General features: G+C 71.9%; 20 protein-coding genes. 4 read left to right on the top strand and 16 right to left on the bottom strand.

The window, feature by feature from the left end; genetic code table 11:
• Positions 1 to 388 precede the first annotated feature (388 nt).
• Positions 389 to 1,648 (bottom strand): NYN domain-containing protein, encoded by a 1,260-nt coding sequence (locus IH54_RS0131370; protein ID WP_031523397.1) that lies wholly within the window; start codon positions 1,646 to 1,648, stop codon positions 389 to 391.
• 280 nt (positions 1,649 to 1,928) lie between these two features.
• On the opposite strand from IH54_RS0131370, the gene IH54_RS45840 reads away from it, so the two are divergent.
• On the top strand, positions 1,929 to 2,102 hold the full coding sequence (locus IH54_RS45840) for a hypothetical protein (RefSeq protein ID WP_159012187.1): 174 nt from the start codon (positions 1,929 to 1,931) through the stop codon (positions 2,100 to 2,102).
• Positions 2,103 to 2,218: 116 nt separating this feature from the next.
• On the opposite strand, the gene dnaE is transcribed toward IH54_RS45840, so the two are convergent.
• The gene (gene dnaE, locus IH54_RS0131360; RefSeq protein WP_031523395.1) at positions 2,219 to 5,770 is read right to left on the bottom strand and encodes a DNA polymerase III subunit alpha; all 3,552 of its coding nucleotides are present in this window, start codon (positions 5,768 to 5,770) and stop codon (positions 2,219 to 2,221) included.
• 175 nt (positions 5,771 to 5,945) lie between these two features.
• Between dnaE and IH54_RS0131355 the strand changes: the two genes are divergently transcribed.
• Positions 5,946 to 6,665: a hypothetical protein gene (locus IH54_RS0131355; RefSeq protein WP_031523393.1), complete on the top strand. Its 720-nt coding sequence runs from the start codon at positions 5,946 to 5,948 to the stop codon at positions 6,663 to 6,665.
• A 51-nt stretch (positions 6,666 to 6,716) separates the two neighbouring features.
• The gene (locus IH54_RS0131350; RefSeq protein WP_031523391.1) at positions 6,717 to 7,526 is read left to right on the top strand and encodes a thioredoxin domain-containing protein; all 810 of its coding nucleotides are present in this window, start codon (positions 6,717 to 6,719) and stop codon (positions 7,524 to 7,526) included.
• 96 nt (positions 7,527 to 7,622) lie between these two features.
• Here IH54_RS0131350 and IH54_RS0131345 read toward each other — a convergent pair whose 3' ends face one another.
• The 6 genes from IH54_RS0131345 to IH54_RS0131320 all read right to left on the bottom strand — a co-directional run bounded on the left by IH54_RS0131345 (position 7,623) and on the right by IH54_RS0131320 (position 12,870).
• A complete protein-coding gene (locus tag IH54_RS0131345) occupies positions 7,623 to 8,246 on the bottom strand; it encodes a dienelactone hydrolase family protein (RefSeq protein ID WP_420711811.1) in 624 nt (207 codons plus the stop codon).
• 43 nt (positions 8,247 to 8,289) lie between these two features.
• Positions 8,290 to 9,879 (bottom strand): Na+/H+ antiporter, encoded by a 1,590-nt coding sequence (locus IH54_RS0131340; protein WP_031523388.1) that lies wholly within the window; start codon positions 9,877 to 9,879, stop codon positions 8,290 to 8,292.
• 131 nt (positions 9,880 to 10,010) lie between these two features.
• The gene (locus IH54_RS0131335) at positions 10,011 to 10,424 is read right to left on the bottom strand and encodes a GNAT family N-acetyltransferase (RefSeq protein WP_052398079.1); all 414 of its coding nucleotides are present in this window, start codon (positions 10,422 to 10,424) and stop codon (positions 10,011 to 10,013) included.
• A gap of 50 nt (positions 10,425 to 10,474) precedes the next feature.
• On the bottom strand, positions 10,475 to 11,416 hold the full coding sequence (locus tag IH54_RS0131330; RefSeq protein ID WP_031523386.1) for an RluA family pseudouridine synthase: 942 nt from the start codon (positions 11,414 to 11,416) through the stop codon (positions 10,475 to 10,477).
• A 55-nt stretch (positions 11,417 to 11,471) separates the two neighbouring features.
• Positions 11,472 to 12,074, bottom strand: coding sequence for a signal peptidase II (gene lspA, locus IH54_RS0131325; protein ID WP_031523385.1), 603 nt, complete (start codon positions 12,072 to 12,074; stop codon positions 11,472 to 11,474).
• A gap of 76 nt (positions 12,075 to 12,150) precedes the next feature.
• Entirely contained in the window at positions 12,151 to 12,870 is a 720-nt protein-coding gene (locus IH54_RS0131320; protein ID WP_031523384.1) for a TraR/DksA family transcriptional regulator, read from the bottom strand.
• A gap of 495 nt (positions 12,871 to 13,365) precedes the next feature.
• Between IH54_RS0131320 and ileS the strand changes: the two genes are divergently transcribed.
• A complete protein-coding gene (gene ileS / locus IH54_RS0131315) occupies positions 13,366 to 16,512 on the top strand; it encodes an isoleucine--tRNA ligase (protein WP_031523382.1) in 3,147 nt (1,048 codons plus the stop codon).
• Between the two features lie 150 nt (positions 16,513 to 16,662).
• Here ileS and IH54_RS0131310 read toward each other — a convergent pair whose 3' ends face one another.
• The 8 genes from IH54_RS0131310 to murG form a co-directional block, all read right to left on the bottom strand.
• Entirely contained in the window at positions 16,663 to 17,853 is a 1,191-nt protein-coding gene (locus tag IH54_RS0131310) for a DivIVA domain-containing protein (protein ID WP_031523380.1), read from the bottom strand.
• A gap of 46 nt (positions 17,854 to 17,899) precedes the next feature.
• Positions 17,900 to 18,187, bottom strand: coding sequence for a YggT family protein (locus IH54_RS0131305; RefSeq protein ID WP_031523378.1), 288 nt, complete (start codon positions 18,185 to 18,187; stop codon positions 17,900 to 17,902).
• A gap of 59 nt (positions 18,188 to 18,246) precedes the next feature.
• On the bottom strand, positions 18,247 to 18,864 hold the full coding sequence (sepF, locus tag IH54_RS0131300; RefSeq protein ID WP_031523375.1) for a cell division protein SepF: 618 nt from the start codon (positions 18,862 to 18,864) through the stop codon (positions 18,247 to 18,249).
• A 98-nt stretch (positions 18,865 to 18,962) separates the two neighbouring features.
• Positions 18,963 to 19,724: a YggS family pyridoxal phosphate-dependent enzyme gene (locus IH54_RS0131295; protein ID WP_052398077.1), complete on the bottom strand. Its 762-nt coding sequence runs from the start codon at positions 19,722 to 19,724 to the stop codon at positions 18,963 to 18,965.
• On the bottom strand, positions 19,721 to 20,458 hold the full coding sequence (gene pgeF, locus IH54_RS0131290) for a peptidoglycan editing factor PgeF (protein ID WP_031523370.1): 738 nt from the start codon (positions 20,456 to 20,458) through the stop codon (positions 19,721 to 19,723). The genes IH54_RS0131295 and pgeF overlap by 4 nt, the downstream gene beginning before the upstream one ends.
• A gap of 10 nt (positions 20,459 to 20,468) precedes the next feature.
• A complete protein-coding gene (gene ftsZ / locus IH54_RS0131285; protein ID WP_031523368.1) occupies positions 20,469 to 21,704 on the bottom strand; it encodes a cell division protein FtsZ in 1,236 nt (411 codons plus the stop codon).
• A gap of 261 nt (positions 21,705 to 21,965) precedes the next feature.
• Positions 21,966 to 22,853, bottom strand: coding sequence for a cell division protein FtsQ/DivIB (locus tag IH54_RS0131280; protein ID WP_063762412.1), 888 nt, complete (start codon positions 22,851 to 22,853; stop codon positions 21,966 to 21,968).
• A 34-nt stretch (positions 22,854 to 22,887) separates the two neighbouring features.
• Entirely contained in the window at positions 22,888 to 23,982 is a 1,095-nt protein-coding gene (murG, locus tag IH54_RS0131275) for an undecaprenyldiphospho-muramoylpentapeptide beta-N-acetylglucosaminyltransferase (RefSeq protein WP_031523364.1), read from the bottom strand.
• Between the last annotated feature and the right edge of the window lie 3 nt (positions 23,983 to 23,985).

The raw sequence follows: 23,985 nt of genomic DNA, 5'->3' as shown, positions 1-23,985 counted from the left end.
GCTCTCCCCACCTACCCCCACCCCCACCGGCAGGGCAGCCACCAACGCAACGCACGAGGGGCACGTCACCCCACCCACCCCCGCCCCCACCGGCGGGCAGCCGCCGACGAGACGTCGGGAGGGGGACGATCCGGGGCTGCCCCCGCAGGAATGCGCCTCCCAGCCCGGCACCGAACGCGGAAGAGGGCGAACGCGCATTCCGAGGAGGTACCCCCGCCAGTGGCCCCCGACCCCACCCACCGAAGCAGAAGCGCGATACCCCGCCGGGCAACACCCAGCGGCGCGAGCCTGCACCCGATGTGCCGGCCGGCGCCGCGTAGGCGCGCGCAACCCCACCGACGCAAGCCCGCGCAGCAAACCACAAGGGGCACCCCGAAGCCCCGCAGCCCTACGCCGGAGAGCGAGGCGTCCCCGTCCGCGTATCGACCTCGCGCCAGAACCCCGCCCGGATCGCGTAGCGATCATGCTCATCGATCTGATCGTCCTTGTGCGCCAGCAACCCAAACCTCGCCGCGTACCGCAAAAGCTCACCGTCGATCCGGTGCGGCACCCGCGGATAGTGCGCGGACAGCTGCTGAAGCTGTCCCGGCTCGCTGATACGCGCCGTCCAGCGCCGCGCGAAGACCTGCCCGACCTCGTACGGATCGCCGCTCACCGCGGTGATGTCGGCCTCGCGGTCGGCCCACCGCTGCTCCGCGGTGGTGAGCTGGGCGAGCGTGGGAAGGCCGCTGGTGTCGGGGACGTCGGCGGTGCCCCGGTCGGTCCACCCTTTGTCGGAGGACCACCGCAGGGTGGCGCTGGGCGCGGGCTGCGGCGCGGACTGGCCGGGCGGGGCCGCGGGCACGTGGTGCTTGCCGAAGCTCGCGAGGTCCTTGGGTGTGGGCACGCCCTTGCCCGCGCCGTTGCTGCCGCCGCCCCCCGCGGGAGCGTCCTGCGCGCCCTCGTCGCCGGGGTGTTCGGGCGGCGCCGGGTGCGGCTCCGCCGGGGGCGCGGGCGGCGCGGCGCGATCGGGCAGCGGCGCGGAGAGGATCGCGGCGATCTCGGGGCCGATGTCGGCGCCGAGAGCGCCGTGGCTGCCGCCCGCGGGCGGGCAGACGCCGTCGCGCGCGTGGATCGCCGCGGTGATCCATTCGCGGTCGAGGACGCGCCGCTCGTCGGCCTCGGCGACGAGGTCCTCGGACTGGTTGTAGTCGCCGTCGGCGGCCTGCACGGCCCACAGGTGCACGGCGACGCCGTGCTCCTTGGCGGACATCATGCCGGGCAGCAGGTCGCCGTCGCCCGTGACGAGCACGATGTCGGAGCAGGCCCGGTTGCGGGCCAGCTCGGACAGTTCGGCGTGCATGGCCGCGTCGACGCCCTTCTGCGCCCAGCGGCCGTCCGTGCGGGTGAGCGCGCCGAGCCGTACCGTCACCCGGGGCATGACGCGCAGCCGGCGGTGCTCGGGTTGCGGAACGCGGTCGGGCGCCCCGTCGAACCAGTAGATCCGCAGCAGCGGCTGGCCGGTCTCGAGTTCGGCCCTTTCCCGCAGGCCGGCGACGACGGCGGCATGATCGACGACGATCCGGGAACGCGAGGGTTCACCGGCCAGAAGGCTCGCCGCTGCACCCAGCAGATACCCGGCGTCCACCAGGACGACGCAGCGGTCCATATCGCACCTCTTCCGGTCGCCCCCTCGGCAGTGAATCCCCCCAGGTCCCCCCGAGTCTGCCCGAATGCCGGGGCGTTATGAGCCCGAACGCGATCTTCGGCGTGGCGGTGGGCGGTTTTCCGTCAGTCGCGGAGCGTCACAGAACACCAACTGCCCGAAATGCGCGCTTCGTCCCCGCATGCAAGTCTGATCTCGGCCGCTCGGCTACGAGCCCCCGGGCGGGAAGCCCGCAGGGAGGCAGGCCCCTCGGCCGTCATTTCCCCCAGAGGAAGGCACGACAGTGGCGAAGAACCGCAACCAGAACCCGAACCGCCGCTCCCCGCAGCAGGACCCGCAGCGGTCCTCGACGGAGACCCGGGAGCAGGGCCGCAGCCCGCAGTCGGAGGAGCACGTGATGCCGGGCACGACCCAGGTGTCGCGCAAGCACCAGCAGAAGCGGTTCGGCCACAACTGAACCCGCCACGCCGGAAGTACGGCCCGTACGTCACCCAGGTCGCGTGCGGTACGGCGCGGGGGTGCCCTCCTTCGGGAGGGCACCCCCGTCCTGCGTTCCGCGCCCGGGAGGGGCGCTCAGCCCGCCTGCTGGCCCGATCCCAGGCACGCCGGGCCCAGCAGCGCCTTGAGGTCGCCGAAGAGCGACGGGTCGGCCGTCACCCGGTGCCGGTCCAGCCGCAGCACCGTGGTGGTGCGGGCGCCCTGCAACCGCACCCGTACCTCGGTGTTGCCCTTGTGGCTCTCCAGCACCTCGCCGAGCCGGGCCACCAGCGGCGGGGTGACCTTGACCGTCGGGATGGAGATGTGCACGGGCGCGTTGGCGCCGACGTCCGTCAGGTCGGGGACCGCGAGCTCCATCGCGACCAGCCGCGGGATGTCCTCGCGCTTGTCGAGCCGGCCCTTGACGAAGACCACGGTGTCCTCGACGAGTTGGGTGGACACCAGCTGGTAGGTGGCGGGGAAGAACATGCAGTCGACCGAGCCGCCCAGGTCCTCGACGGTGGCGATGGCCCACGCGTTGCCCTGCTTGGTCATCTTGCGCTGGAGGCCGGAGATGATGCCGCCGATGGTGACGATCGCGCCGTCCGAGTAGTCGCCGGCGAGCGCGGAGATCGCCGCGTCGGCCCTGTCGCCGAGGATGTGCTCGATGCCGAACAGCGGGTGGTCGGAGACGTAGAGGCCGAGCATCTCGCGTTCCTGGGCGAGCAGGTACGTCTTGTCCCACTCGATGTCGGAGAAGACCACGTCCATCCCGAAGGCGGGCCCGTCGTCGCCGCTCTCGTCCGCACCGCCGAAGAGGTCGAACTGCCCCTCGGCCTCCTTGCGCTTGACCTGCACCACGTTGTCGATCATCGGCTCGAAGTGCTCGGTCAGGCCACGCCGGGTGTGCTCCATGGCGTCGAACGCGCCCGCCTTGATGAGCGACTCGACCGTCCGCTTGTTGCAGACCACCGCCTCGACCTTGTCGAGGAAGTCCGGGAAGCTCGCGTAACGGCCCTTGGACTTGCGGCACTTGACGATGGACTCGACCACGTTCTGCCCGACGTTGCGGACCGCGGTGAGGCCGAAGACGATCGTGTCGTCGCCGCGCGGGGTGAAGTTGGCGTTGGACTCGTTGACGTCCGGCGGCAGCACCTTGATGCCCATCCGGCGGCACTCGTTGAGGTAGAGCGCCATCTTGTCCTTGTCGTCCTTGACCGAGGTGAGCAGCCCCGCCATGTATTCGGCCGGGTAGTTCGCCTTCAGGTAGGCCGTCCAGTAGGACACCAGGCCGTACGCGGCGGAGTGCGCCTTGTTGAAGGCGTATCCGGCGAAGGGCACCAGCACGTCCCACACGGCCTGGATGGCCTGGTCGGAGTAGCCGCGCTCGCGCATGCCGGCCTGGAAGGGGATGAACTCCTTGTCCAGGACCTCCTTCTTCTTCTTGCCCATCGCGCGGCGCAGCAGGTCGGCCTGGCCGAGGGAATACCCGGCGAGGACCTGGGCGGCCTTCTGCACCTGCTCCTGGTACACGATCAGGCCGTAGGTGACCTCCAGGACCTCCCGGAGCGGCTCCTCCAGCTCCGGGTGGATGGGGGTGATCTCCTGCTGCTTGTTCTTGCGCAGGGCGTAGTTGATGTGCGAGTTCATGCCCATCGGGCCCGGCCGGTAGAGGGCCGAGACGGCGGAGATGTCCTCGAAGTTGTCGGGCTTCATCATGCGCAGCAGGGCGCGCATGGGGCCGCCGTCGAACTGGAAGACGCCGAGCGTGTCGCCGCGGGAGAGCAGCGCGTACGTGTTGGGGTCGTCGAGCGGCAGCGCGAGCAGGTCGATGTCGATGCCCTTGTTGGCCTTGATCGACTTGACCGCGTCATCCATGATCGTCAGGTTGCGCAGGCCCAGGAAGTCCATCTTCAGCAGGCCGAGCGACTCGCAGCTGGGGTAGTCCCACTGCGTGACGACCGCGCCGTCGTTCTTCGGCGAGAAGATCGGCACGTGGTCGATGAGCGGTTCGGCGGACATGATCACGCCGGCGGCGTGCACGCCCATCTGCCGGACCAGGCCCTCGATGCCGCGCGCGGCGTCGATGACCTTCGTCACGTCCGGCTCGTTCTCGTACATCGCCCGGACCTCTCCCGCCTCGCTGTAGCGGGGGTGGTCCTTGTCGGTGATGCCGGACAGCGGGATGCCCTTGCCGAGCACGTCGGCGGGCATCGCCTTGGTGATCCGGTCGCCCATCGAGAACGGGTAGCCCAGCACGCGGGCGGAGTCCTTGATCGCGGCCTTGGCCTTGATGGTGCCGTAGGTGGCGATCTGGGCGACCTTGTCGGAGCCGTACTTCTCGGTCACGTAGCGGATGACCTCGCCGCGCCTGCGCTCGTCGAAGTCGATGTCGACGTCGGGCATCGAGATGCGCTCGGGGTTGAGGAACCGCTCGAAGATCAGGCCGTGCGGGACGGGGTCGAGGTCGGTGATGCCCATCGCGTAGGCGACGATCGAACCGGCCGCGGAGCCGCGGCCGGGGCCGACTGCGATGCCGTTGTTCTTCGCCCACATGATGAAGTCGGCGACGACCAGGAAGTAGCCCGGGAACCCCATCTGGATGATGGTGTCCATCTCGTACTCGGCGAGCTTCTGCCGGTCCTCGGGGATGCCGCCGGGGAAGCGCCGGGCCATGCCGCGGGCGACCTCCTCGCGGAACCAGGTGACCTCGGTGTAGCCCTCGGGCACGTCGAACTTGGGCATCAGGTTCCGGAACTTGAACATGCCCTCGGTGTCGACGCGGTCGGCGATCAGCAGCTGGCTGTTGCGGCAGCCCTCCTGCCAGGCGTCGGACGAGTCGATGGCGTACATCTCGGCGGCCGACTTCAGGTAGTAGCCGGAACCGTCGAACTTGAAGCGGTCCGGGTCCGACATGTTCGAGCCGGTCTGGATGCACAGCAGCGTGTCGTGCGCCGCGGACTCCTGCGCGTAGGTGTAGTGCGAGTCGTTGGTGACGACGAAGGGCGCCTGGAGCTTCTTGGCGATCTCCTCCAGGCCGGCCCGGGCCCGGCGGTCGATGTCGATGCCGTGGTCCATGATCTCGACGAAGAAGTTGTCCTTGCCGAAGATGTCCTGGTACTCGCCGGCGGCCTTGACCGCCTCGTCCATCTGCCCGAGCCGGATGCGGGTGGAGATCTCGCCGGACGGGCAGCCGGTGGTGCCCATGAGGCCCTCGGCGTATTCGCTGAGCAGCTCGCGGTCCATGCGGGGCTTGCGGAAATACCCCTCGAAGGAGGCGCGGGACTGCGCGCGGAAGAGGTTGTGCAGGCCGGTGCTGTTGCGCGCCCAGATCGTCATGTGGGTGTACGCGCCCGCGCCGGACACGTCGTCGTTCTTCTGGTGCGGGGCACCCCACTTGACCGGCTTGTTGTAGCGGCGCGACTCGGGCGCGAGATACGCCTCGATGCCCATGACGGGGGTGACCCCGGCGGCCTGGGCCTGGTGGAAGAAGTCGTAGGAGCCGTGCAGATTGCCGTGGTCGGTGATGGCCACGTGGCTCATCCCCATCTCGTTGCACGCCTTGAACATGTCCTTCAGTCGCGCCGCTCCGTCCAGCAGCGAGTACTGGGTGTGGACGTGCAGGTGAGCGAAGGGCTGATCGGTCAAGGCGCGACACCTCCGGCGGGGAACGGACCGCCGGGAAACGGTTGTCCGGCGGCGTCGGTGAGTCTACGACCCGGCTGTGACATCGGCCGCCGAACCCCGCCCGCCGCCGGGGGTTCGCGGAAGTCCGGCAGATCTTAGGTCACGCATACAGGTTCCCGTGGCACACTCTGCTCCCATGGAGGAGATACGGCCGCAAGCGCTGCGGGCGCTGAGAGCGCTGCGCGCTGCCGTCTTCGCCGCACTCTGCGTCACCCTCGCCTCCACCTCGCACGTCCTGATGGCCAAGGCGCCGCTGCCGCTGCCCGCGGTCGCCGGCGCCTTCGCCGCCGTCTTCGGCCTCGCCTATCTCGTCACGGCGCGGCCGGAGTGCGGCTTCTGGGCCCTGGCCGGCCTGATGGTGCCGATGGAGCTGGCCCTGGACACCCTGCTGACCACCGGGCAGCAGGCCTGCTACGGGCCGGCCGGCGGCCCGGTGACCGGCTCGTGGCGCTCCTTCAACGAGGCGGTGCTCTGCCACGGCCACGTCGGCCCCGAGCACGCCGCGACGTTCGCCTCGTCGGTGGCCGCGGTCCCGGGCGGCGCCCAGGGCACCGCCGCGGTCGCCTCCGCGGGGGCGCTGCCCTGGCTGCTGCTGGCCGGGCACGTCGCGGCGGGGCTGCTCGCCTCGTTCTGGCTGCGGCGCGGTGAGGCCGCGCTCGGCCGGCTGGTGCGCGCCGCCGTGCTCGCCGCCTTCCGCCCGCTGCTGCTGGCCGTGGCCGCCGTCCGCGGCGCCCTGGCCGCCGGGCCGCGCCGCGTCCCGCGCGCCGCCCGCGTCACGGTGCCGGGGCGGCCCTCCGGCCACCGGCTCCACCACGCCGTCGTACGCCGTGGTCCGCCCGTCCCGGTCGCTCTCTGACCGCAGGACCGGCACACCCCACACCCACACGCGTATCCACGGAGATCTGTCATGAGCCAGCGCAACAGCAAGACCGCCAAGGCCGCGGCCCGCGAGCGGCTGCGCGTCCAGCGCGAGAAGGAAGCCAAGCGCGCCAAGGTCCGCCGCCAGCTGCTGGTCGGCGGCGGCGTCATCGCCCTGGTGGCGATAGCCGGCGGTGTCGCCTACGCCGTCAACGAGATGAACAAGCCCGGCTACTGGTCGCAGGCGGCAAAGAACAAGCTGGTCAAGCCCGCCAACACCTCGGGCACCGACGGCACCACGATCATCATCGGCGACCCGAAGAACAAGAACGTCGTCAAGGAGTACGAGGACCTGCGCTGCCCGATCTGCGCCGCCTACGAGCAGGCGGCGGGTGCCGCGGTGCTGCAGGGCGCCAAGGACGGCAAGTACCAGATCGACTACACCTTCGCGACCTTCATCGACAACCACGACAACGGCCAGGGCTCCAAGCGCGCGCTGAGCGCCCTCGGTGCCGCCCTGAACGTCTCGGTGGACGCCTTCGAGCAGTACCACCAGGCGCTCTACTCGGAGAAGAACCACCCCGAGGAGACCTCGGACGCCTACAAGAGCCCCGACAAGCTCATCTCGATCGCCCAGCAGGTCCCTGCGCTCAAGGGCAACGCCAAGTTCTCCGATGCGGTCAAGAAGGGCACCTTCGACCGCTGGGCGCTGGCGATGAGCGACAAGTACAACCACGCGTCGTCCGACGTGCAGCAGGGCGGCACCCCGTACGTCCTGGTCAACGGCACCCAGGTGAAGGTGCCGGGGATGAGTTCGGACCAGGTCGTGCAGGCCTTCGCCGCCCAGCTCAAGAAGTGACCCGGCTCAAGAAGTGACCCGGGGCGTGTAAGCGGCCGGGCGGGGAGGTCCCCGCCCGGCCGCTGCCGTTGTACGGGAGGCGGGGCGCCCCCCCGCTCAGGCCTCCAGCTCCCGGAGGAAGTCCAGCGCGACCGCCCATGTGCGCTCCGCCGCCTCGGCGTCGTGGTCGGGCAGCCCGGGGTCGGTGAAGAGGTGGCCGGCGCCGCGGTAGCGGTGCACCTCCACGTCGGCGCCGGCCCGGCGCATCCGCAGATACCAGGCGTTCAGCCAGTCGTCCGGCTCGAAGGGATCCGGGTCGGCCACGTGCAGCTGCACCGGGATGCCGGTCGAGGCGTCGTCGGCGATGTCCGAGGTGCCGTGCAGGAGCAGCAGCCCGCGGGCCTTCTCGTCGCCGAGCGCCAGGTTCTGCGCGATGGAGCCGCCGAGCGAGAAGCCGGCGTAGACCGTGCCGCCCTCCGAGTACGGGGCGGCCGCCGTCACCGCGCGGCGCAGCAGCTCGTCGCGGCCGATCTCGTCGCGCAGCGCCAGGCCCTCCTCGGCGGTCTCCGCCGTCCGGCCGCCGTACAGGTCGGGCACCGCCACCTCGTGGCCCGCGGCCCGCAGCCGCTCCGCGGCCTCCCGCACGGCGGGCCGCAGCCCGTACATGGAGTGGAAGAGGACGATCGTCACGGCGGCTCCCTCGCTTCTGCCTGCTGCGCCTTGCGTGCCCCATCGTGCCAGCCCGCACCGACAGCCCCGCCCGGTGGTCCGCGGCGCGGCCCGGTCAGCCGCGCATCGAGCGCAGGTCCAGGTGCCGCAGCACCCGGTCGACGACCTCCGGGTCGTTGCCGGGCTCGCTGCGCGCGGCCAGCACCTCGTGGCGGGCGGCGGACATCATGTCGTCCTGGATCCGGCGCAGCGACCTGACGCGCTTGAGCCGGCGCGCGTGCGACTCGCGCCGCTCCTCGTCGACGATGTCCGGCGAGATGCGCGCCCCCATGTCGAAGGCCCGCCGGTGCAGCACCTCCGACAGCTCCTCGTCGATGGGCTCGTTCTGCTCGATCTCCCTGAGCCGGTCGCGCGCGGCGGCCATGGCGCGGACGGCCAGCGCGTGCTCCAGCTCGTGCTCGGCGTCGATGTCGCTGCTCACCCCGAGCCGCTTGACCAGCCACGGCAGGGTGAGCCCTTGCAGCACGAGGGTGGCCAGCACCACGGCGAAGGCGATGAAGAGGAGTTCGGGGCGGGCCGGGAAGGCGCCGCTGTGGTCGGTCTCCAGCGGGATGGCGAGCGCCAGCGCGACCGACGCCACCCCGCGCATCCCCGACCACCACATGACGACGGTCTCCCGCCAGGTCATCGGGATGTCCTCGTCCATGTCGCGCAGCTTGTGCAGCCGCCGGGCCACCCACGCGGCCGGCAGCAGCCACAGCAGCCGCACCCCGACGACGACCGCGACGACGAGCAGGGCGTCGCGCGTCATCGGGCCCCAGTTGCCGGCGCCGACGCTGAAGACGTGGTGCAGCTCCAGGCCGATGAGCCCGAAGGCGATCCCGGTGACCAGGGTGTCGATGATCTGCCAGAAGGTCGTGCCGGCCAGCCGCGCGGTCACGTCGTCCGCCTCGAACGCGTACTCGGCGAGGAAGAGCCCACTGGTCAGCACCGCGAGCACGCCCGATCCCGACAGCTCCTCGGCGATGGCGTACGAGGCGAAGGGCACCAGCAGCGACAGCCCGATCTGCAGGGTCGGGTCGCCCACCACGCCCATGAGCTTGTTGGCGCCCCAGCCGAGCACCAGCCCCACCGCGACCGCGACGACCGCGGACAGCACGAACTCCAGCAGCGCGTGGCCCACCGAGAAGTGCCCGGACACCGCCGCGTCGACGGCCACGTGGTAGAGCACGATCGCCGTGACGTCGTTGAAGAGCCCCTCGCCCTCCAGGATCGAGATCATGCGGCGCGGCAGCCCCAGGCGGCCTGCCACCGCGGTGGCCGCGACCGGGTCGGGCGGTGCGACGAGCGCGCCCAGCGTGAAGGCCGCGGCCACCGTGATGCCCGGCACCACCGCGTCCACGACGGCGGCCACCGCCGTCGTCGTGACGAAGACCAGTGCCACGGCGAGCAGGAAGATCGCCCGCCGGTTGGCCGCGAACTGCCGCCACGAGGTGCGCTGGACCGCGGCGTAGAGCAGCGGCGGGAGCAGCAGCGGCAGGATGAAGTCCGGGTCGATCCGGACGTTGGGGACCTGCGGGATCAGCGCCAGGATCCCGCCGAACAGCGTCATGAGCACCGGCGCGGGCAGCCCCAGCCGGTCACCGAGCGGCACCGTCACGACGGCCGCGAGCATGAGCGAGAAGAACAGGGCGAGCTGGTCCACGCCCGCCAGCGTGCCCTGCGGGGTGCGTTACGGCCGCGGGGCGCGCCGCAGGCCGCCCGAGCGATCCCCCGCGCCGCCGCGGGGCCGCCGCGCGCCCCGAACGGCCGTACGGTCCGGGGCGCCGCGCGGGCTCAGGGGCGCCAGGTGCGGCGCATCGCGCGGTGGGCGATCCCGGCGTCCTGGAACTGCGGGCCGTACGCGGTGTAGCCGAGCTTCTCGTAGAAGCCGATCGCGTGGACCTGGGCCTCCAGGTAGACGCCCGCGAGGCCGAGCCGTGCGGCCTCCTCCTCCAGCGCCCGCACCAGCAGCGCGCCCAGGCCCGTACCGCGCGCGGCCTTCAGCACCGCGAGCCGGCCGAGCACCGCCAGCTGCTCGTCGCCGCCGTTCTTCGCCGCTGCGTCCGCGCCGAGCAGGAGCCGCCCGGTGCCGCCGCCCTCAGCGAGCGCGTGCACGGCCCGGCTGTCCTTGCCGTCCCACTCCAGGTCGGCCGGGACGCCCTGCTCCACCACGAAGACCTCGTGCCGGACGGCATGCACCGCGGCCATGCCCGCGGTGTCCCCGGCCGCGACGATCCGTACGGCGGTGACCGGCGCGCTCACCGGCTCTCCGCCCGCACCGTCTCCAGCGCGTGCTCCAGGTCCGGCGGGTATTCGCTGCTGAACTCCACCCACGAGCCGTCCGCCGGGTGCTCGAAGCCCAGGCGCTTGGCGTGCAGCCACTGCCGGGTCAGGCCCAGCCGGCGGGCCATCGTCGGGTCGGCGCCGTAGGTGATGTCGCCGACGCAGGGGTGGCGGTGCGCGGACATGTGCACCCGGATCTGGTGGGTGCGGCCCGTCTCCAGCTTGATGTCCAGCAGGCTGGCCGAGCGGAACGCCTCGATCAGGTCGTAGTGCGTCACCGACGGCTTGCCGTCCGCGACGACCGCCCACTTGTAGTCGTGCGTGGGGTGCCGCCCGATCGGCGCGTCGATGGTGCCGCTCATCGGGTCCGGGTGCCCCTGGACGAGCGCGTGGTAGCGCTTGTCGACGACCCGCTCCCGGAACTGCTGCTTGAGCAGGCTGTAGGCGTGCTCCGACTTGGCCACGACCATGAGCCCGGACGTCCCGACGTCCAGCCGGTGCACGATCCCCTGCCGCTCGGCGGCCCCGGAGGTGGCGATACGGTAGCCCGCCGCGGCCAGCCCGCCGATCACGGTCGGCCCGGACCACCCCGGGCTGGGGTGCGCGGCCACTCCCACGGGCTTCATGACCACCACGACGTCGTCGTCGTCGTGGACGATCTCCATGCCCTCCACGGGCTCCGCGACGACCCGCACGGGGGCCGCGGGCGCGGGCATCTCGACCTCCAGCCACGCACCTCCGTGCACCCGCTCCGACTTCCCGGCGAGCGCCCCGTCCAGCGACACCTTGCCGCCTGCGGCGAGCTCGGCGGCCCTGGTCCTGGAGAAGCCGAACATACGGGCGATGGCGGCGTCGACGCGCTCGCCCTCCAGGCCGTCGGGCACGGGCAACGAGCGGACTTCCGGTGCGGTACTCACCCAATGAGTATGCCGGACCCGCCGGGCCCCGGGCCCCGCTCCGCCCGGCGGGACGTCAGTCCCGGTGGCGCGTGCCGTCGGGGTCGATCCCGCGGAAGGAGAGGAGGACGATCAGAACGCCGCCGCAGGTGATCGCCGAGTCGGCGAGGTTGAAGACGGCGAAGTGCGCGGGGGCGACGAAGTCGACGACGTGGCCCTGGAAGCCGCCGGGCGCGCGGAAGACGCGGTCCGTGAGGTTGCCGAGCGCGCCGCCGAGCAGGAGGCCGAGGGCGACGGCCCAGGGGGTGCTGTGCAGGCGGCGGGACAGCCGGGCGATGACCACGATCACACCGGCCGCGACCAGCGTGAAGACGATCGTCATGCCCTGGCCCATGCCGAAGGCCGCGCCGCCGTTGCGGATGGCGTCGAGCCGCAGGTAGTGCCCGAGCAGGTCGATGGAGTCGTGGCCTTCGAGGCTCTTGGTCACCCAGATCTTCGTGAGGAGGTCCAGCAGGTACGCGAAGGCCGCGACACCTGCCAGCACGAGGATGAGGCGGTTGCGGACCGCCGTGGACGCGGCGGCGGACTCGGGCGCGCCCCCGGCGGGCTCCGCGGGCTCGTCCGTCCGCCCCGGGGCGTCGTCGTCCGGCGTGATGATGGTGCGCTCCGCTTCCGTCACGTGGTCCCTCAGCCCTCAGCACGTACGGGCCGGTGCGCCCGCCTGTGACGAGGGTACGGCACCGGCCACGGGCGGGTCATCGCCGCTCTTGGCGCTGCTTGTCGTCCAGGCACAGGGTGGCGCGCGGGAAGGCCTGCATCCTGGCCTTGCCGATCGGGTTGCCGCACACCTCGCACAGCCCGTACGTGCCCTCGTCGAGGCGCCGCAGGGCGTGCTCGGCCTGCTGGAGCGTCTCGCGGGTGTTGGCGGCGAGAGCCAGTTCGTACTCCCGGCTGATGTTCTTCGCGCCGGTGTCGGCCTCGTCGCCGCCGCTGTCGGCACCGTCCCGCAGCAGGCCGGCGACGGCCTGCGCGGAGGACTCGATCTCGGCCCGCAGCCGGTCGACCTCCCCGGTCAGCTCCGCGCGGGCCTCCGCGACCTCCTCGGGCGTCCACGGGTCCTCCCCGGGCAGGACCGCGAGGTCCGCGGCCCCGGCCGTACCGCGTGCCGCAGGGACGCCGCTCGCGGCCGTACCTGCCGCCGTCTTCTCCACACCCACAGTGCCAGCTCCTGTCTCGGGCCCGTCACGACCGGTGCGCTCGTCGCTCACCGGTTCCTTCCCGGCCGCGGCCTTCTTCCCACCTGCCGGGGCGGCCGAAGCTGTCTTCTCGGCAGCGGTCTTCCCGGTCGGCGCCTTGGCGGCGGCCTTCTTCGCCGTCTTCTTGGCTGCTTTCCTGGCCGTTTTCCTCGCCGCCTTCTTCGCGGCCTTCTTCGCGGGCGGTTCCGCCGGCTGGTCCGCCGACTCCTTCACGGCCATGACCGCGACCCCTTCGCAACGTTGAGCTTCCTCGTCCTGCCCAGCTCACCGCCGGGTATTCCGGTACATGGCGCAACGATGCGCGACACCTGCCGCCCCGGCGCGCGGAGCAGGGCATTCGGGTCAGCGGGCCGCCGGCCCCGCGGCTGCCGGGCCGCGGCGGGAAACCCGGCGGCGCAGGTCCGCGCGCGGCCGTACACTGAGCGGCAGCGAACCGGCGTGGATGGGACGAGTAGCGCCGCACGCAGCCGAGAGCGACCCGGGGACGGTGGAAGCCCGGGGGTGTGCGCGGGGTGAAGATCAGCCCGGAGCCGCCGGAAGAAAACCCGCGGGGCCGCGCAGTCGGCCGCCGGGTGAGTAGAACCGGCATCGCTGACCCCAATGAGGGGGCGGTGGGAAGTCCTCCACCGCCAAGGAGGGTGGTACCGCGGGAGCGCTCCGGCGTCCTCGTCCCTTCGACGGAGTGTCCCAGCGTCCGCCGGAGGAATGTCCGCGATGAGCCCGACCAGCCAGCCGCAGTATCGCCAGGTGCCCGCGCAGGTCGACCTGCCCGCCCTCGAACACGAGGTGCTGGAGCTGTGGCGCGAGCGCAAGACGTTCGCCCGCTCCGTGGAGCAGACCCGCGGGCTGCCCGACTGGATCTTCTACGAGGGCCCGCCGACCGCGAACGGCATGCCCGGCGCCCACCACATCGAGGCCCGGGTCTTCAAGGACGTCTTCCCGCGCTTCAAGACGATGCAGGGCCACCACGTGACCCGCAAGGCGGGCTGGGACTGCCACGGCCTGCCCGTGGAGCTGGCCGTCGAGAAGGAGCTGGGCTTCACCGGCAAGCAGGACATCGAGGCGTACGGCATCGCGGAGTTCAACGCGAGGTGCCGCGCGTCGGTGACCCGGCACACCGACGCCTTCGCCGAGCTGACCACCCGGATGGGCTACTGGGTGGACCTGGACGACGCCTACCGCACGATGGACCCGGAGTACGTCGAGTCGGTGTGGTGGTCGCTCAAGCAGATCTTCGACAAGGGCCTGCTCGTGCAGGACTACCGGGTCGCCCCCTGGTGCCCGCGCGACCAGACCGGCCTGTCCGACCACGAGCTGGCGCAGGGCTACGAGACGGTCGTCGACCCGTCCGTCTACGTCCGCTTCCCGCTCACGAGCGGCCCGCTCGCCGGGCGCGCGGCGCTGCTGGTGTGGACGACCACGCCGTGGACGCTGGTGTCCAACACCGCCGTCGCCGCGCACCCGGACGTCCGCTACGTGGTGGCGACCGACGGCACCGAGCAGCTCGTCGTCGCCGAGCCGCTGCTCGGCAAGGCGCTCGGCGAAGGATGGGAGCCGACCGGCGAGACCTTCACCGGCCGCGAGATGGAGCGCTGGACGTACGAGCGGCCCTTCACCCTCGTCGACATCCCGGACGCGCACTTCGTCCTCAACGCCGAGTACGTCACGACCGAGGACGGCACGGGCCTGGTCCACCAGTCCCCCGCCTTCGGCGAGGACGACCTCAAGGCCTGCCGCGCCTACGGCCTCCCGGTGGTCAACCCGGTGCGCCGGGACGGCACCTTCGAGCCCGAGGTGCCGCTGGTCGGCGGGGTCTTCTTCAAGAAGGCCGACGAGGCGCTGGTCGCCGAGCTGACCGCGTCCGGCAAGCTCTTCCGGCACGTCCCCTACGAGCACAGCTACCCGCACTGCTGGCGCTGCCACACCGCGCTGCTGTACTACGCGCAGCCGTCCTGGTACATCAGGACCACCGCGGTCAAGGACGCGCTGCTGCGCGAGAACGAGCGCACCACCTGGTACCCGGAGTCGGTCAAGCACGGCCGCTTCGGCGACTGGCTGGACAACAACGTCGACTGGGCGCTGTCCCGCAGCCGCTACTGGGGCACCCCGCTGCCGATCTGGACGTGCGAAGAGGGCCACCTCACCTGCGTCGGCTCGCTGGCCGAGCTGGGCGAGCTGACCGGCACCGACCAGTCGGGCCTGGACCCGCACCGCCCGTACATCGACGACGTCACCTTCGCGTGCGGCCGCTGCGGCGGCACCGCGACCCGGGTGCCCGAGGTCATCGACGCCTGGTACGACTCGGGGTCGATGCCCTTCGCGCAGTGGGGCTACCCGTACCGCAACAAGGACGTCTTCGAGCGCACGTACCCCGCGCAGTTCATCTCCGAGGCGATCGACCAGACCCGCGGCTGGTTCTACACGCTGATGGCCGTCGGCACCCTGGTCTTCGACCGGTCCGCGTACGAGAACGTGGTGTGCCTGGGCCACATCCTCGCCGAGGACGGCCGCAAGATGTCCAAGCACCTCGGCAACATCCTGGAGCCGATCCCGCTCATGGACCAGCACGGCGCCGACGCGGTGCGCTGGTTCATGGCCGCCGGCGGCTCCCCGTGGGCGGCCCGCCGGGTCGGGCACGGCACGATCCAGGAGGTCGTGCGCAAGACGCTGCTCACGTACTGGAACACCGTCGCCTTCCAGGCCCTCTACGCCCGTACGTCCGGCTGGGCGCCCTCCGCGTCCGACCCGGCCGTCGCGGACCGCCCGCTGCTGGACCGCTGGCTGGTCGGCGAGCTCAACGTGCTCGTGCGGGACGTCACCGGGGCGCTGGAGTCCTTCGACACCCAGCGCGCCGGCAAGCTGCTGTCCGCCTTCGTCGACGACCTGTCCAACTGGTACGTGCGCCGCTCCCGGCGCCGCTTCTGGCAGGGCGACGCGGCCGCGCTGCGCACCCTGCACGACGTGGTCGAGACGGTGACCCGGCTGATGGCGCCGCTGGTGCCGTTCATCACCGAGCGGGTCTGGCAGGACCTCGTCGTGCCCGTCGTGCCGGACGCGCCGGACTCCGTCCACCTCGCGACGTGGCCGGTCGCCGACGAGGCGCTCGTCGACCCGGCGCTGTCCACCCGCATGCAGCTGGTGCGCCGGCTGGTGGAGCTGGGCCGGGCGACCCGCGCCGAGTCCGGCGTCAAGACCCGGCAGCCGCTGCGCCGCGCGCTCGTCGCCGCCGCGGGCTTCGAGGACCTCACCGAGGAGCTGCGGGCGCAGATCGCCGACGAGCTCAACGTCTCCTCGCTGGCGTCCCTCTCCGAGGTCGGCGGCTCGCTGGTGGACGCCAGCGCGAAGGCCAACTTCCGGGTGCTGGGCAGGCGGTTCGGCAAGGGCGTCCAGGCGGTCGCCGCCGCCGTGGCCGCCGCGGACGCGGCCGCGCTCTCCGCGGAGCTGCGGGAGCGCGGGGCCACTTCCGTGGTGGTGGACGGGGAGGCGATCGAGCTCTCCCCGGAGGAGGTCGTCATCACCGAGACCCCGCGCGAGGGCTGGTCGGTGGCCTCCGACTCCGGTGCCACGGTCGCCCTCGACCTGGAGATCACCCCCGAGCTGCGGCTCGCGGGCCTGGCCCGCGACGTCATCCGGCTCGTCCAGGAGGCCCGCAAGAACAGCGGCCTCGACGTGGCCGACCGGATCGCCGTCCGCTGGACGACGTCCAACCCCGAGCTCGGCGCCGCGCTCGCGGCTCACGCCGCGCTCATCTCGGAGGAGGTTCTCGCCGTCGACTTCGCGGAGGGCGCCCCCTCCGAAGGCTTCGGCTCCCCCTTCACGGACGAGGCCCTGTCCCTGAGCTTCTCCCTGCGGAGGGCGTGATCCGGTCCCCGCGCCGCGGGTGAGCGTTTTCATCTGCGGCGCGGGGCGGGCGTTTTCGCAAGCGCGGCCCCGCGCACGCAAAAGGGCCGGGCCTCCGCGGGGGTGCAACCCCCGGGAGGCCCGGCCCTACTGCGTGCCGTCAGGCGGCAATCAGTTGTCGTCCTCGTCGATGAGGAAACCCCTCATCGGCGTGGGCGCCTGCTGGAGCGGGGAAGGCCCGCCCTGCGGGCGAACAGGAGCCATCGGCTGCGTCATCGCGGGCGCCATCTGCTGCTGCTGGCCACCGTACGTCGGGCCGGGCGTGTGGCCGCCCATGCCCGGTCCGCCGCCGAAGGCGGGGGACGAGCCGTTGTGGCTCATCGCACCGGCGCCGGCCGGAGCCATCCCGTTCATGCCGTTGCTCATCCCGTTGCCACCCATCGTCCCGCCCATCGGGGACGCGGCCGCCGGGAGGGACGGCGCGGACGGGGTGGTGCGCGGCGGGGCGAGCGAGTCGTCCGCCTGGTTCTCCAGCTGGCGCAGCTGGGACTCCAGGTAGGACTTCAGCCGCGTGCGGTACTCCCGCTCGAAGCCGCGCAGATCCTCGACCTTGCGCTCCAGCGTGGCGCGGGCGGACTCCAGCGAGCCCATCGCGACGCGGTGCTTCTCCTGGGCGTCCCGCTCCAGCGCGTCGGCCTTGGCGCGGGCGTCCCGCTCCAGGCCCTCGGCGCGGCTGCGGGCCTCGCCGACGATCTTGTTGGCCTCGGAACGGGCCTCCGCGATCGCCTGGTCGGCGGTCTGCTGGGCGAGCGAGAGCACGCGGGCCGCGCTGTCGCCGCCGGGACCCTGCTGCTGCATCGGGTGACCGCCGGGGCCGCCCTGCATGGGGTGCTGGCCCATCGGACCGGGACCCTGCTGCTGCATCGGGTGCTGGCCCATCGGGCCGGGGCCGCCCTGCATCGGGTGCTGGCCCATCGGACCGGGACCCTGCTGCTGCATCGGGTGCTGACCGGGGCCAGGACCGTGCTGCTGGGCGCTGGGGCCGGGGGGAAGCTGCGGCATGCCGCCCTGCTGCTGGGGCGGACCCATCTGCTGCGGCATCTGCTGCTGCACCGGCTGCGGTCCGGATATGGCAGCGGGCACAGGCCGGTCCTGCGGCTCGGGCTTGCGCTGCCCGGCCTGGGCCGCGGCACGAGTCGCGGCGGCCAGCTTGGCGCGCAGGTCCTCGTTCTCGCGGAGCAGGCGGGTCAGTTCCGCCTCCACCTCGTCGAGGAAGGCGTCGACCTCATCCTCGTCATAGCCCTCACGGAGGCGGACGGTCGTGAACTGCTTGTTCCGAACGTCCTCGGGGGTCAACGGCATCTCTTCACCTCAACGTGATCGTCGACATATCGGGAACTCGCACCGTTCACATGAAGCTCCCAACAACGTTGATCAGGATGTAAACGATGATCATCAGTACGAAGAAGGACAGGTCGAGCGCCACACCCCCGAGGCGCAGCGGTGGGATGAACCGCCGCAGGAGCTTGAGTGGCGGATCGGTGACAGTGTAAGTGCCCTCCAGGACCACCACCATCGCCTTCCCAGGGTGCCATGAGCGGGCGAACTGGAAGACGTAGTCCATCACCAATCGGAAAATCAGCACAAAGAAGAAGCACCACAGCGCGATCAACAGCACCTGGAGTGCCACATTCATCGCGCTTCCCTCTCCCCTGCTTCTCGGCCTGCCGGCCGGGTCCCTACGGTTGCGTTCGTTCAGCTCTGGTTGAAGAACCCGCCCTCGGCGATCCGGGCCTTGTCCTCCGCCGTGACATCGACGTTAGCAGGCGACAGCAGAAACACCTTCTGCGTCACCCGCTCGATGCTCCCGTGGAGGCCGAAGACCAGACCCGCCGCGAAGTCGACAAGTCGCTTCGCATCCGTGTCGTCCATCTCCGTCAAGTTCATGATCACCGGGGTGCCTTCGCGGAAGTGTTCCCCGATGGTACGGGCTTCGTTGTAGGTCCGGGGGTGAAGTGTCGTGATCCGGTACGGCTCGCGTTCTGACACGACCTTGGGCATGATCACCGCTGCGTTCTTCTCCAGGCTGTGACGTTCGGGTGTGATGGACGCCACGGGGGCGATCCGCGGTTCGCGGGGAGCGGGAGCGTGGACGAGCCGCGGCGGTTCCTCCTGCTGCGGCTGGTGCGGGCTCGGCGCCACGTGCTGGCTGTGCGGTCGGCGGGGGGCGCGCTCCGGCTCGGCCGCGACACGCGCCGGGGGCGCGGGCACCTCCGGCTCGAACTCGTCGTCCGGGTCAAAACCCGGGCCGTCGTACCCGTCGTCCTCCACGAGGCCGAGGTAGACCGCCATCTTGCGCATCGCGCCGGCCATGCTCTGCGTCCTCTCAGCGGGGTGTTGCGGTCCTCAGCCGTCCGCCGGGGACGGCCGCCACACCATATTTATGCTGTGGTCCGACTTGTTTGGTGACGTTACCGGAGCCCGGGACGGACTCCGAGTACCGCCGTTCCGACGCGCACATGTGTCGCTCCGGCCGCCACCGCTTCGTCGAGGTCCTGGCTCATCCCTGCCGAGACCATGGTGGCAGCCGGATGCGTCTCGCGCAGGCGGGATGAGATTTCCCTCAACCGGTCGAAGGCGGCGCGGGGTTGGCCCGCGTACGCTCCGGCCAGCGGCGCGACCGTCATCAGCCCGTCGAGCCGGAGCCCGGGGGCCGCCGCGATCGCGTCGGCGAGTTCGGGCACCGCGCCGGGCGCCACCCCGCCGCGCTCCCCGCGCCCGCCCGCGCCCGCCGTTTCCCCGGCGTCCAGCGCGACTTGGACCAGGCAGCCGACGCGCCGCCCGGCGGCGGTGGCCGCGGAGGACAGCGCGCCGACCAGCCGGAGCCGGTCGACGGAGTGCACGTGGTCAGCGTAACGGACCACCGATCGCGCCTTGTTGGTCTGGAGTTGGCCCACGAAGTGCCAGCTGAGCGGCAGATCGGCGGTCTCCTCCGCCTTCTGCGCGGCCTCCTGGTCGCGGTTCTCTGCGACCTCGCGGACGCCGAGTCCGGCCAGCAGCCGTACGTCGGTGGCCGGGTAGGTCTTGGTGACCACGACGAGGGTGACGTCCTTGCGGTCCCGGCCCGCGCCGGCGCAGGCGTCCGCGATCCGCTGCTCGACCCGGGCCAGGTTGGCGGCGAGCTGGGCTGCGCGCGCGCCGGGCTCCGGGCCTTCTTCGCCCGTACCGCTCATCGCGCACCGTCCAGCCATACGTAGCCGGCGAGCCGGCCGGTGGTCTTGTCGCGGCGGTAGGAGAAGTGGTCGGCGGACTCCAGGGTGCACACCTCGGGTCCTTCCACGGCGCGCACTCCGGCGCGCAGCAGTTGCGCGCGCACCCCAGCGGCCACGTCGAGCGCCGGCGTGCCCCAACTCGTCTCGGCGTACGCCGCCGGTTCGGCGGACGCGACCGCGTCCCGCATCTCGGCGGGCACTTCATAGCATTTACCGCAAACCGACGGGCCGAGGAACGCGATCGTCTGCTCCGGGTCGGCCCCGAGTGTGATCATCGTCTCGATCACGGCGGTCGCGATCCCCGCCGTCATCCCCGGCCGCCCGGCGTGCGCGGCGGCCGCGACCCCGGCGACCGGGTCGGCGAGCAGCACCGGCACGCAGTCCGCGGTGAGCACCCCGAGGGTGAGGTCGGCGCGGGTCGTGACGAGGGCGTCGACGGCCGGGGCGGGCCTGTCGCCCCACGGGCCGTCGACGACGGCGACCTCACGGCCGTGCACCTGGTTCATCCACACCACCCGCCCCGGGTCGCGGCCCAGTTCGCGGGCCGCCCGGTCGCGGTTGGCGGCGACGGCGGCCGGGTCGTCGCCGACCGCTCCGCCGAGGTTGAGGCTGTCGTACGGAACGGCGCTCACCCCGCCCCACCGGTCGGTGAAGGCGAAATGCGCGCCGTTCGCTGTGCTGCGGTGCCCTATCACGTCCGGGCGGTCACTTCAGGAAGTCGGGGACGTCGAGTTCTTCGGCCGCGGTGTCCTGGTACGGCCGGGCCGGCGGGACCACCGGCGGGGTGACCGGCGGCACCGAGGTCTCGGCGACCGGCTCGGCCTCGCGCTCGGCAGGGATCGCGGACGGCACACCGAGGCCGTTGAAGGGCGACACCGGCCGCGGCTGCGACTCGGCGCCGCGGCCAGGACCGGCCGCGCCGGTGGCACCGCCGTCGTGCGCGGAGTACGTGGAGCCCTGCGCCTTGTCCCGCCCGGCCGCCTTGCTCGGCGGCTGGCCGCCGTCGAAGCCGGCTGCGATCACGGTGACCCGGACCTCGTCGCCGAGCGCGTCGTCGATGACCGCGCCGAAGATGATGTTGGCCTCCGGGTGGGCGGCCTCACTCACCAGCTGGGCGGCCTCGTTGATCTCGAAGAGCCCGAGGTCGGAGCCGCCCGAGATGGACAGCAGCACCCCGCGGGCGCCGTCGATGGAGGCCTCCAGCAGCGGCGAGGAGATCGCCATCTCGGCGGCGGCCACCGCGCGGTCGTCGCCGCGGGCCGAGCCGATGCCCATGAGGGCCGAACCGGCTTCCGACATGACGGACTTCACGTCGGCGAAGTCCAGGTTGATCAGACCCGGGGTGGTGATGAGGTCGGTGATGCCCTGCACACCGGACAGCAGCACCTGGTCGGCGGAGCGGAACGCGTCCAGCACGCTGACCTGGCGGTCCGAGATGGACAGCAGCCGGTCGTTGGGGATGACGATCAGGGTGTCGACGTTCTCCCGCAGGCCGGCGATGCCGTCCTCGGCCTGGTTGGCGCGGCGGCGGCCCTCGAAGGTGAACGGGCGGGTGACCACACCGATGGTCAGGGCGCCGAGCGAGCGGGCGATGTTGGCGACCACGGGGGCGCCGCCGGTGCCGGTGCCGCCGCCCTCACCCGCGGTGACGAAGACCATGTCGGCGCCCTTGAGCACCTCTTCGATCTCCTCGCGGTGGTCCTCGGCGGCCTTCCGGCCGACGTCCGGGTTCGCCCCGGCGCCGAGCCCGCGGGTCAGCTCCCGGCCGACGTCCAGCTTGACGTCGGCGTCGCTCATCAGCAGGGCCTGCGCATCGGTGTTGATCGCGATGAACTCGACGCCCTTGAGACCGACCTCGATCATCCGGTTGATGGCATTGACGCCACCGCCGCCGATGCCGACGACCTTGATGACTGCGAGGTAGTTCTGCGGTGCTGCCACGTCGAAGGCCTCTCGCCTCGATTTACGAAGTGTGTGGGACGGTCGGTACGCTCGCCGGGCCGTTCCGAACCCTAACCCTGAGGTTTAGGGTTACCAGTACGCCTGTCCCATGTGTTCCTTTGGGACGAGACACTAAGTCGACAAGCGGTGGAGGTTCAACGAACACGCCGAACCTCCCGTTTTTCTTTTGACCCTATGTGATCACGCCCCGGTTCCGTGAACCAGGGGTCGAATACTAGCGAAGCGGACGTCCCTCACACATCAACTTCCGGACGCGGCAGGGGCGGTGGGGGCGCTCACGTCGTAGTGCGTGGCGTGCGGTTCGGCCTTCATGAGGGCCGTGAGCACCGCGGCCTTCGCGGCGCTGTCGTCCGCGCTCCCCCACATGACGTCGCGGCCGCCGGTGAGTTCGACGGTGATCGCGTCGTAGGAACGCACCCGGATCGCGGTCGCCCGCCCGGCGAGGGAATCCGGCAGCCGGCCCGCGACGGTAATCGCGCCCTGCAGCAGTCTTTTTGTTCCGAAATGCCGAAAGCTCGCCGTCTGATCCGGCGTCAATTCCACCAGCGGCACCCCGGCCGGCGCCCGGTCGACCGTCGCGAAGCGCACCCCGTCCCGGTCGACCTCGGTGAACTTGGCGCCGCTCTTCAGGATCGCCGACGGGGTGCGCTCGGTGACGTCGATACGCACGGTGTGCGGCCACGCCCGGTGCACCCGAACGTCCTTCAGCCGGGGCAGCTCCTTGAGCAGCCGCGCGCGCACCGCCCCGGTGTCGACCGAGACCAGTGCCCCGCCCAGCGGCACCCCCGCGGCCTTGCGCACCTGCTGCGCGGTGAGCACCCCCGTGCCGTGCACGCTCACCGTGCGGGCGCGCAGCCACGGGGAGCCGTAGACCGCCCATGTTCCGCCGCCCAGCAGGACGGTGAGCGCCACCAGGACGATCAGCAGCGTGCGGCGTGCGGGAGGGGTGAGCCGCGGCCGCCGCCCGCCCCCGGATTCGCCCGGTGGGCGGGCGCCGCCGGACGGACGGCCGCCCGCGGCTCCCCCGGCGCGCCCCGGCGGGCGCCCGCCGGGGCGCTCGGGGCGGCCGCCGCCGCGCTGCTCGGGTCTGGCTCCGGTACCGGCGCCGGGTCCTGTCACGCCTGCCACGTCTGACTCCCCGCTGATCGACTCCCGCCGGGCTCTATCGTGCCCGGCGGGCGCCCACCGCTTCGTACACCATGCCGACGAGCAGGTCGTCGGCGTCCCTGCGGCCGAACTCGGCGGCGGCGCGGGACATGTCGTACAGGCGGTGCGGGTCGGTGAGGACGGGCAGCACGTTGCCGAGCACCCAGTCCGGCGTCAGCTCGGCGTCGTCGACCAGCAGGCCGCCGCCCGCCTTGACCACGGGCTGGGCGTTGAGCCGCTGCTCGCCGTTGCCGATCGGCAGCGGCACGTACGCGGCGGGCAGCCCGACCGCGGACAGCTCGGCGACCGTCATGGCGCCGGCCCGGCAGAGCATCATGTCGGCGGCGGCGTACGCGAGATCCATCCGGTCGACGTACGGGACGGGGCGGTACGGCGGCATGCCGGGCATGTTGTCGGCCTTGGGCAGCTCGTTCTTGGGGCCGACCGCGTGCAGGATCTGCACGCCGGACTGCTGGAGCCGCGGGGCGACGGTGGCGACGACCTCGTTGAGCCGGCGGGCACCCTGCGAGCCGCCCGACACGAGCAGCGTCGGCAGGTTCTGGTCGAGGCCGAAGGCGTGCCGGGCCTCGGGGCGGGCCGCGGCGCGGTCCAGGGTGGCGATGGACCGGCGCAGCGGGATGCCGATGTAACGGGCGTCGCGCAGTTTGCTGTCGGGGGTGGAGACGGCGACCGCGTGGGCGTACCGGGAGCCGATCTTGTTGGCCAGGCCCGGACGGGCGTTGGCCTCGTGCACCACGATCGGCACGCCGAGCCGCTTGGCGGCGAGGTAGCCGGGCAGGGCGACGTAGCCGCCGAAGCCGACGACGCAGTCGGCCTTGGTGCGCTCCAGGATCTGCTCGGCTGCCTTGATGGTGCCGCGCAGCCGGCCGGGCACGGTGATGAGTTCGGGGGTGGGCCGGCGCGGCAGCGGCACGGCCGGGATCAGCGCGAGTTCGTAGCCGCGTTCGGGCACCAGCCTGGTCTCCAGACCCCGCTCGGTGCCGAGGGCGGTGATGCCCACCGTCGGATCCTGCCTCCGCAGGGCATCGGCGAGCGCGAGCGCAGGCTCGATGTGGCCGGCGGTCCCCCCGCCGGCGAGTACGACATGCACCGA

Origin of the sequence: Streptomyces sp. NRRL F-5123, assembly GCF_000721495.1 — a bacterium.
Taxonomy (GTDB): domain Bacteria; phylum Actinomycetota; class Actinomycetes; order Streptomycetales; family Streptomycetaceae; genus Actinacidiphila.
This window is presented reverse-complemented; position numbering and strand designations above follow the sequence as displayed.

Excerpts from the sequence above, each read along its gene's own strand:
- IH54_RS0131370 (WP_031523397.1), bottom strand. The coding sequence starts at position 1,648 with ATGGACCGCTGCGTCGTCCTGGTGGACGCCGGGTATCTGCTGGGTGCA.
- IH54_RS0131355 (WP_031523393.1), top strand. The coding sequence starts at position 5,946 with ATGGAGGAGATACGGCCGCAAGCGCTGCGGGCGCTGAGAGCGCTGCGC.
- IH54_RS0131350 (WP_031523391.1), top strand. The coding sequence starts at position 6,717 with ATGAGCCAGCGCAACAGCAAGACCGCCAAGGCCGCGGCCCGCGAGCGG.
- IH54_RS0131335 (WP_052398079.1), bottom strand. The coding sequence starts at position 10,424 with ATGGCCGCGGTGCATGCCGTCCGGCACGAGGTCTTCGTGGTGGAGCAG.
- IH54_RS0131320 (WP_031523384.1), bottom strand. The coding sequence starts at position 12,870 with ATGGCCGTGAAGGAGTCGGCGGACCAGCCGGCGGAACCGCCCGCGAAG.
- ileS (WP_031523382.1), top strand. The coding sequence starts at position 13,366 with ATGAGCCCGACCAGCCAGCCGCAGTATCGCCAGGTGCCCGCGCAGGTC.
- IH54_RS0131310 (WP_031523380.1), bottom strand. The coding sequence starts at position 17,853 with ATGCCGTTGACCCCCGAGGACGTTCGGAACAAGCAGTTCACGACCGTC.
- IH54_RS0131305 (WP_031523378.1), bottom strand. The coding sequence starts at position 18,187 with ATGAATGTGGCACTCCAGGTGCTGTTGATCGCGCTGTGGTGCTTCTTC.
- sepF (WP_031523375.1), bottom strand. The coding sequence starts at position 18,864 with ATGGCCGGCGCGATGCGCAAGATGGCGGTCTACCTCGGCCTCGTGGAG.
- IH54_RS0131295 (WP_052398077.1), bottom strand. The coding sequence starts at position 19,724 with ATGAGCGGTACGGGCGAAGAAGGCCCGGAGCCCGGCGCGCGCGCAGCC.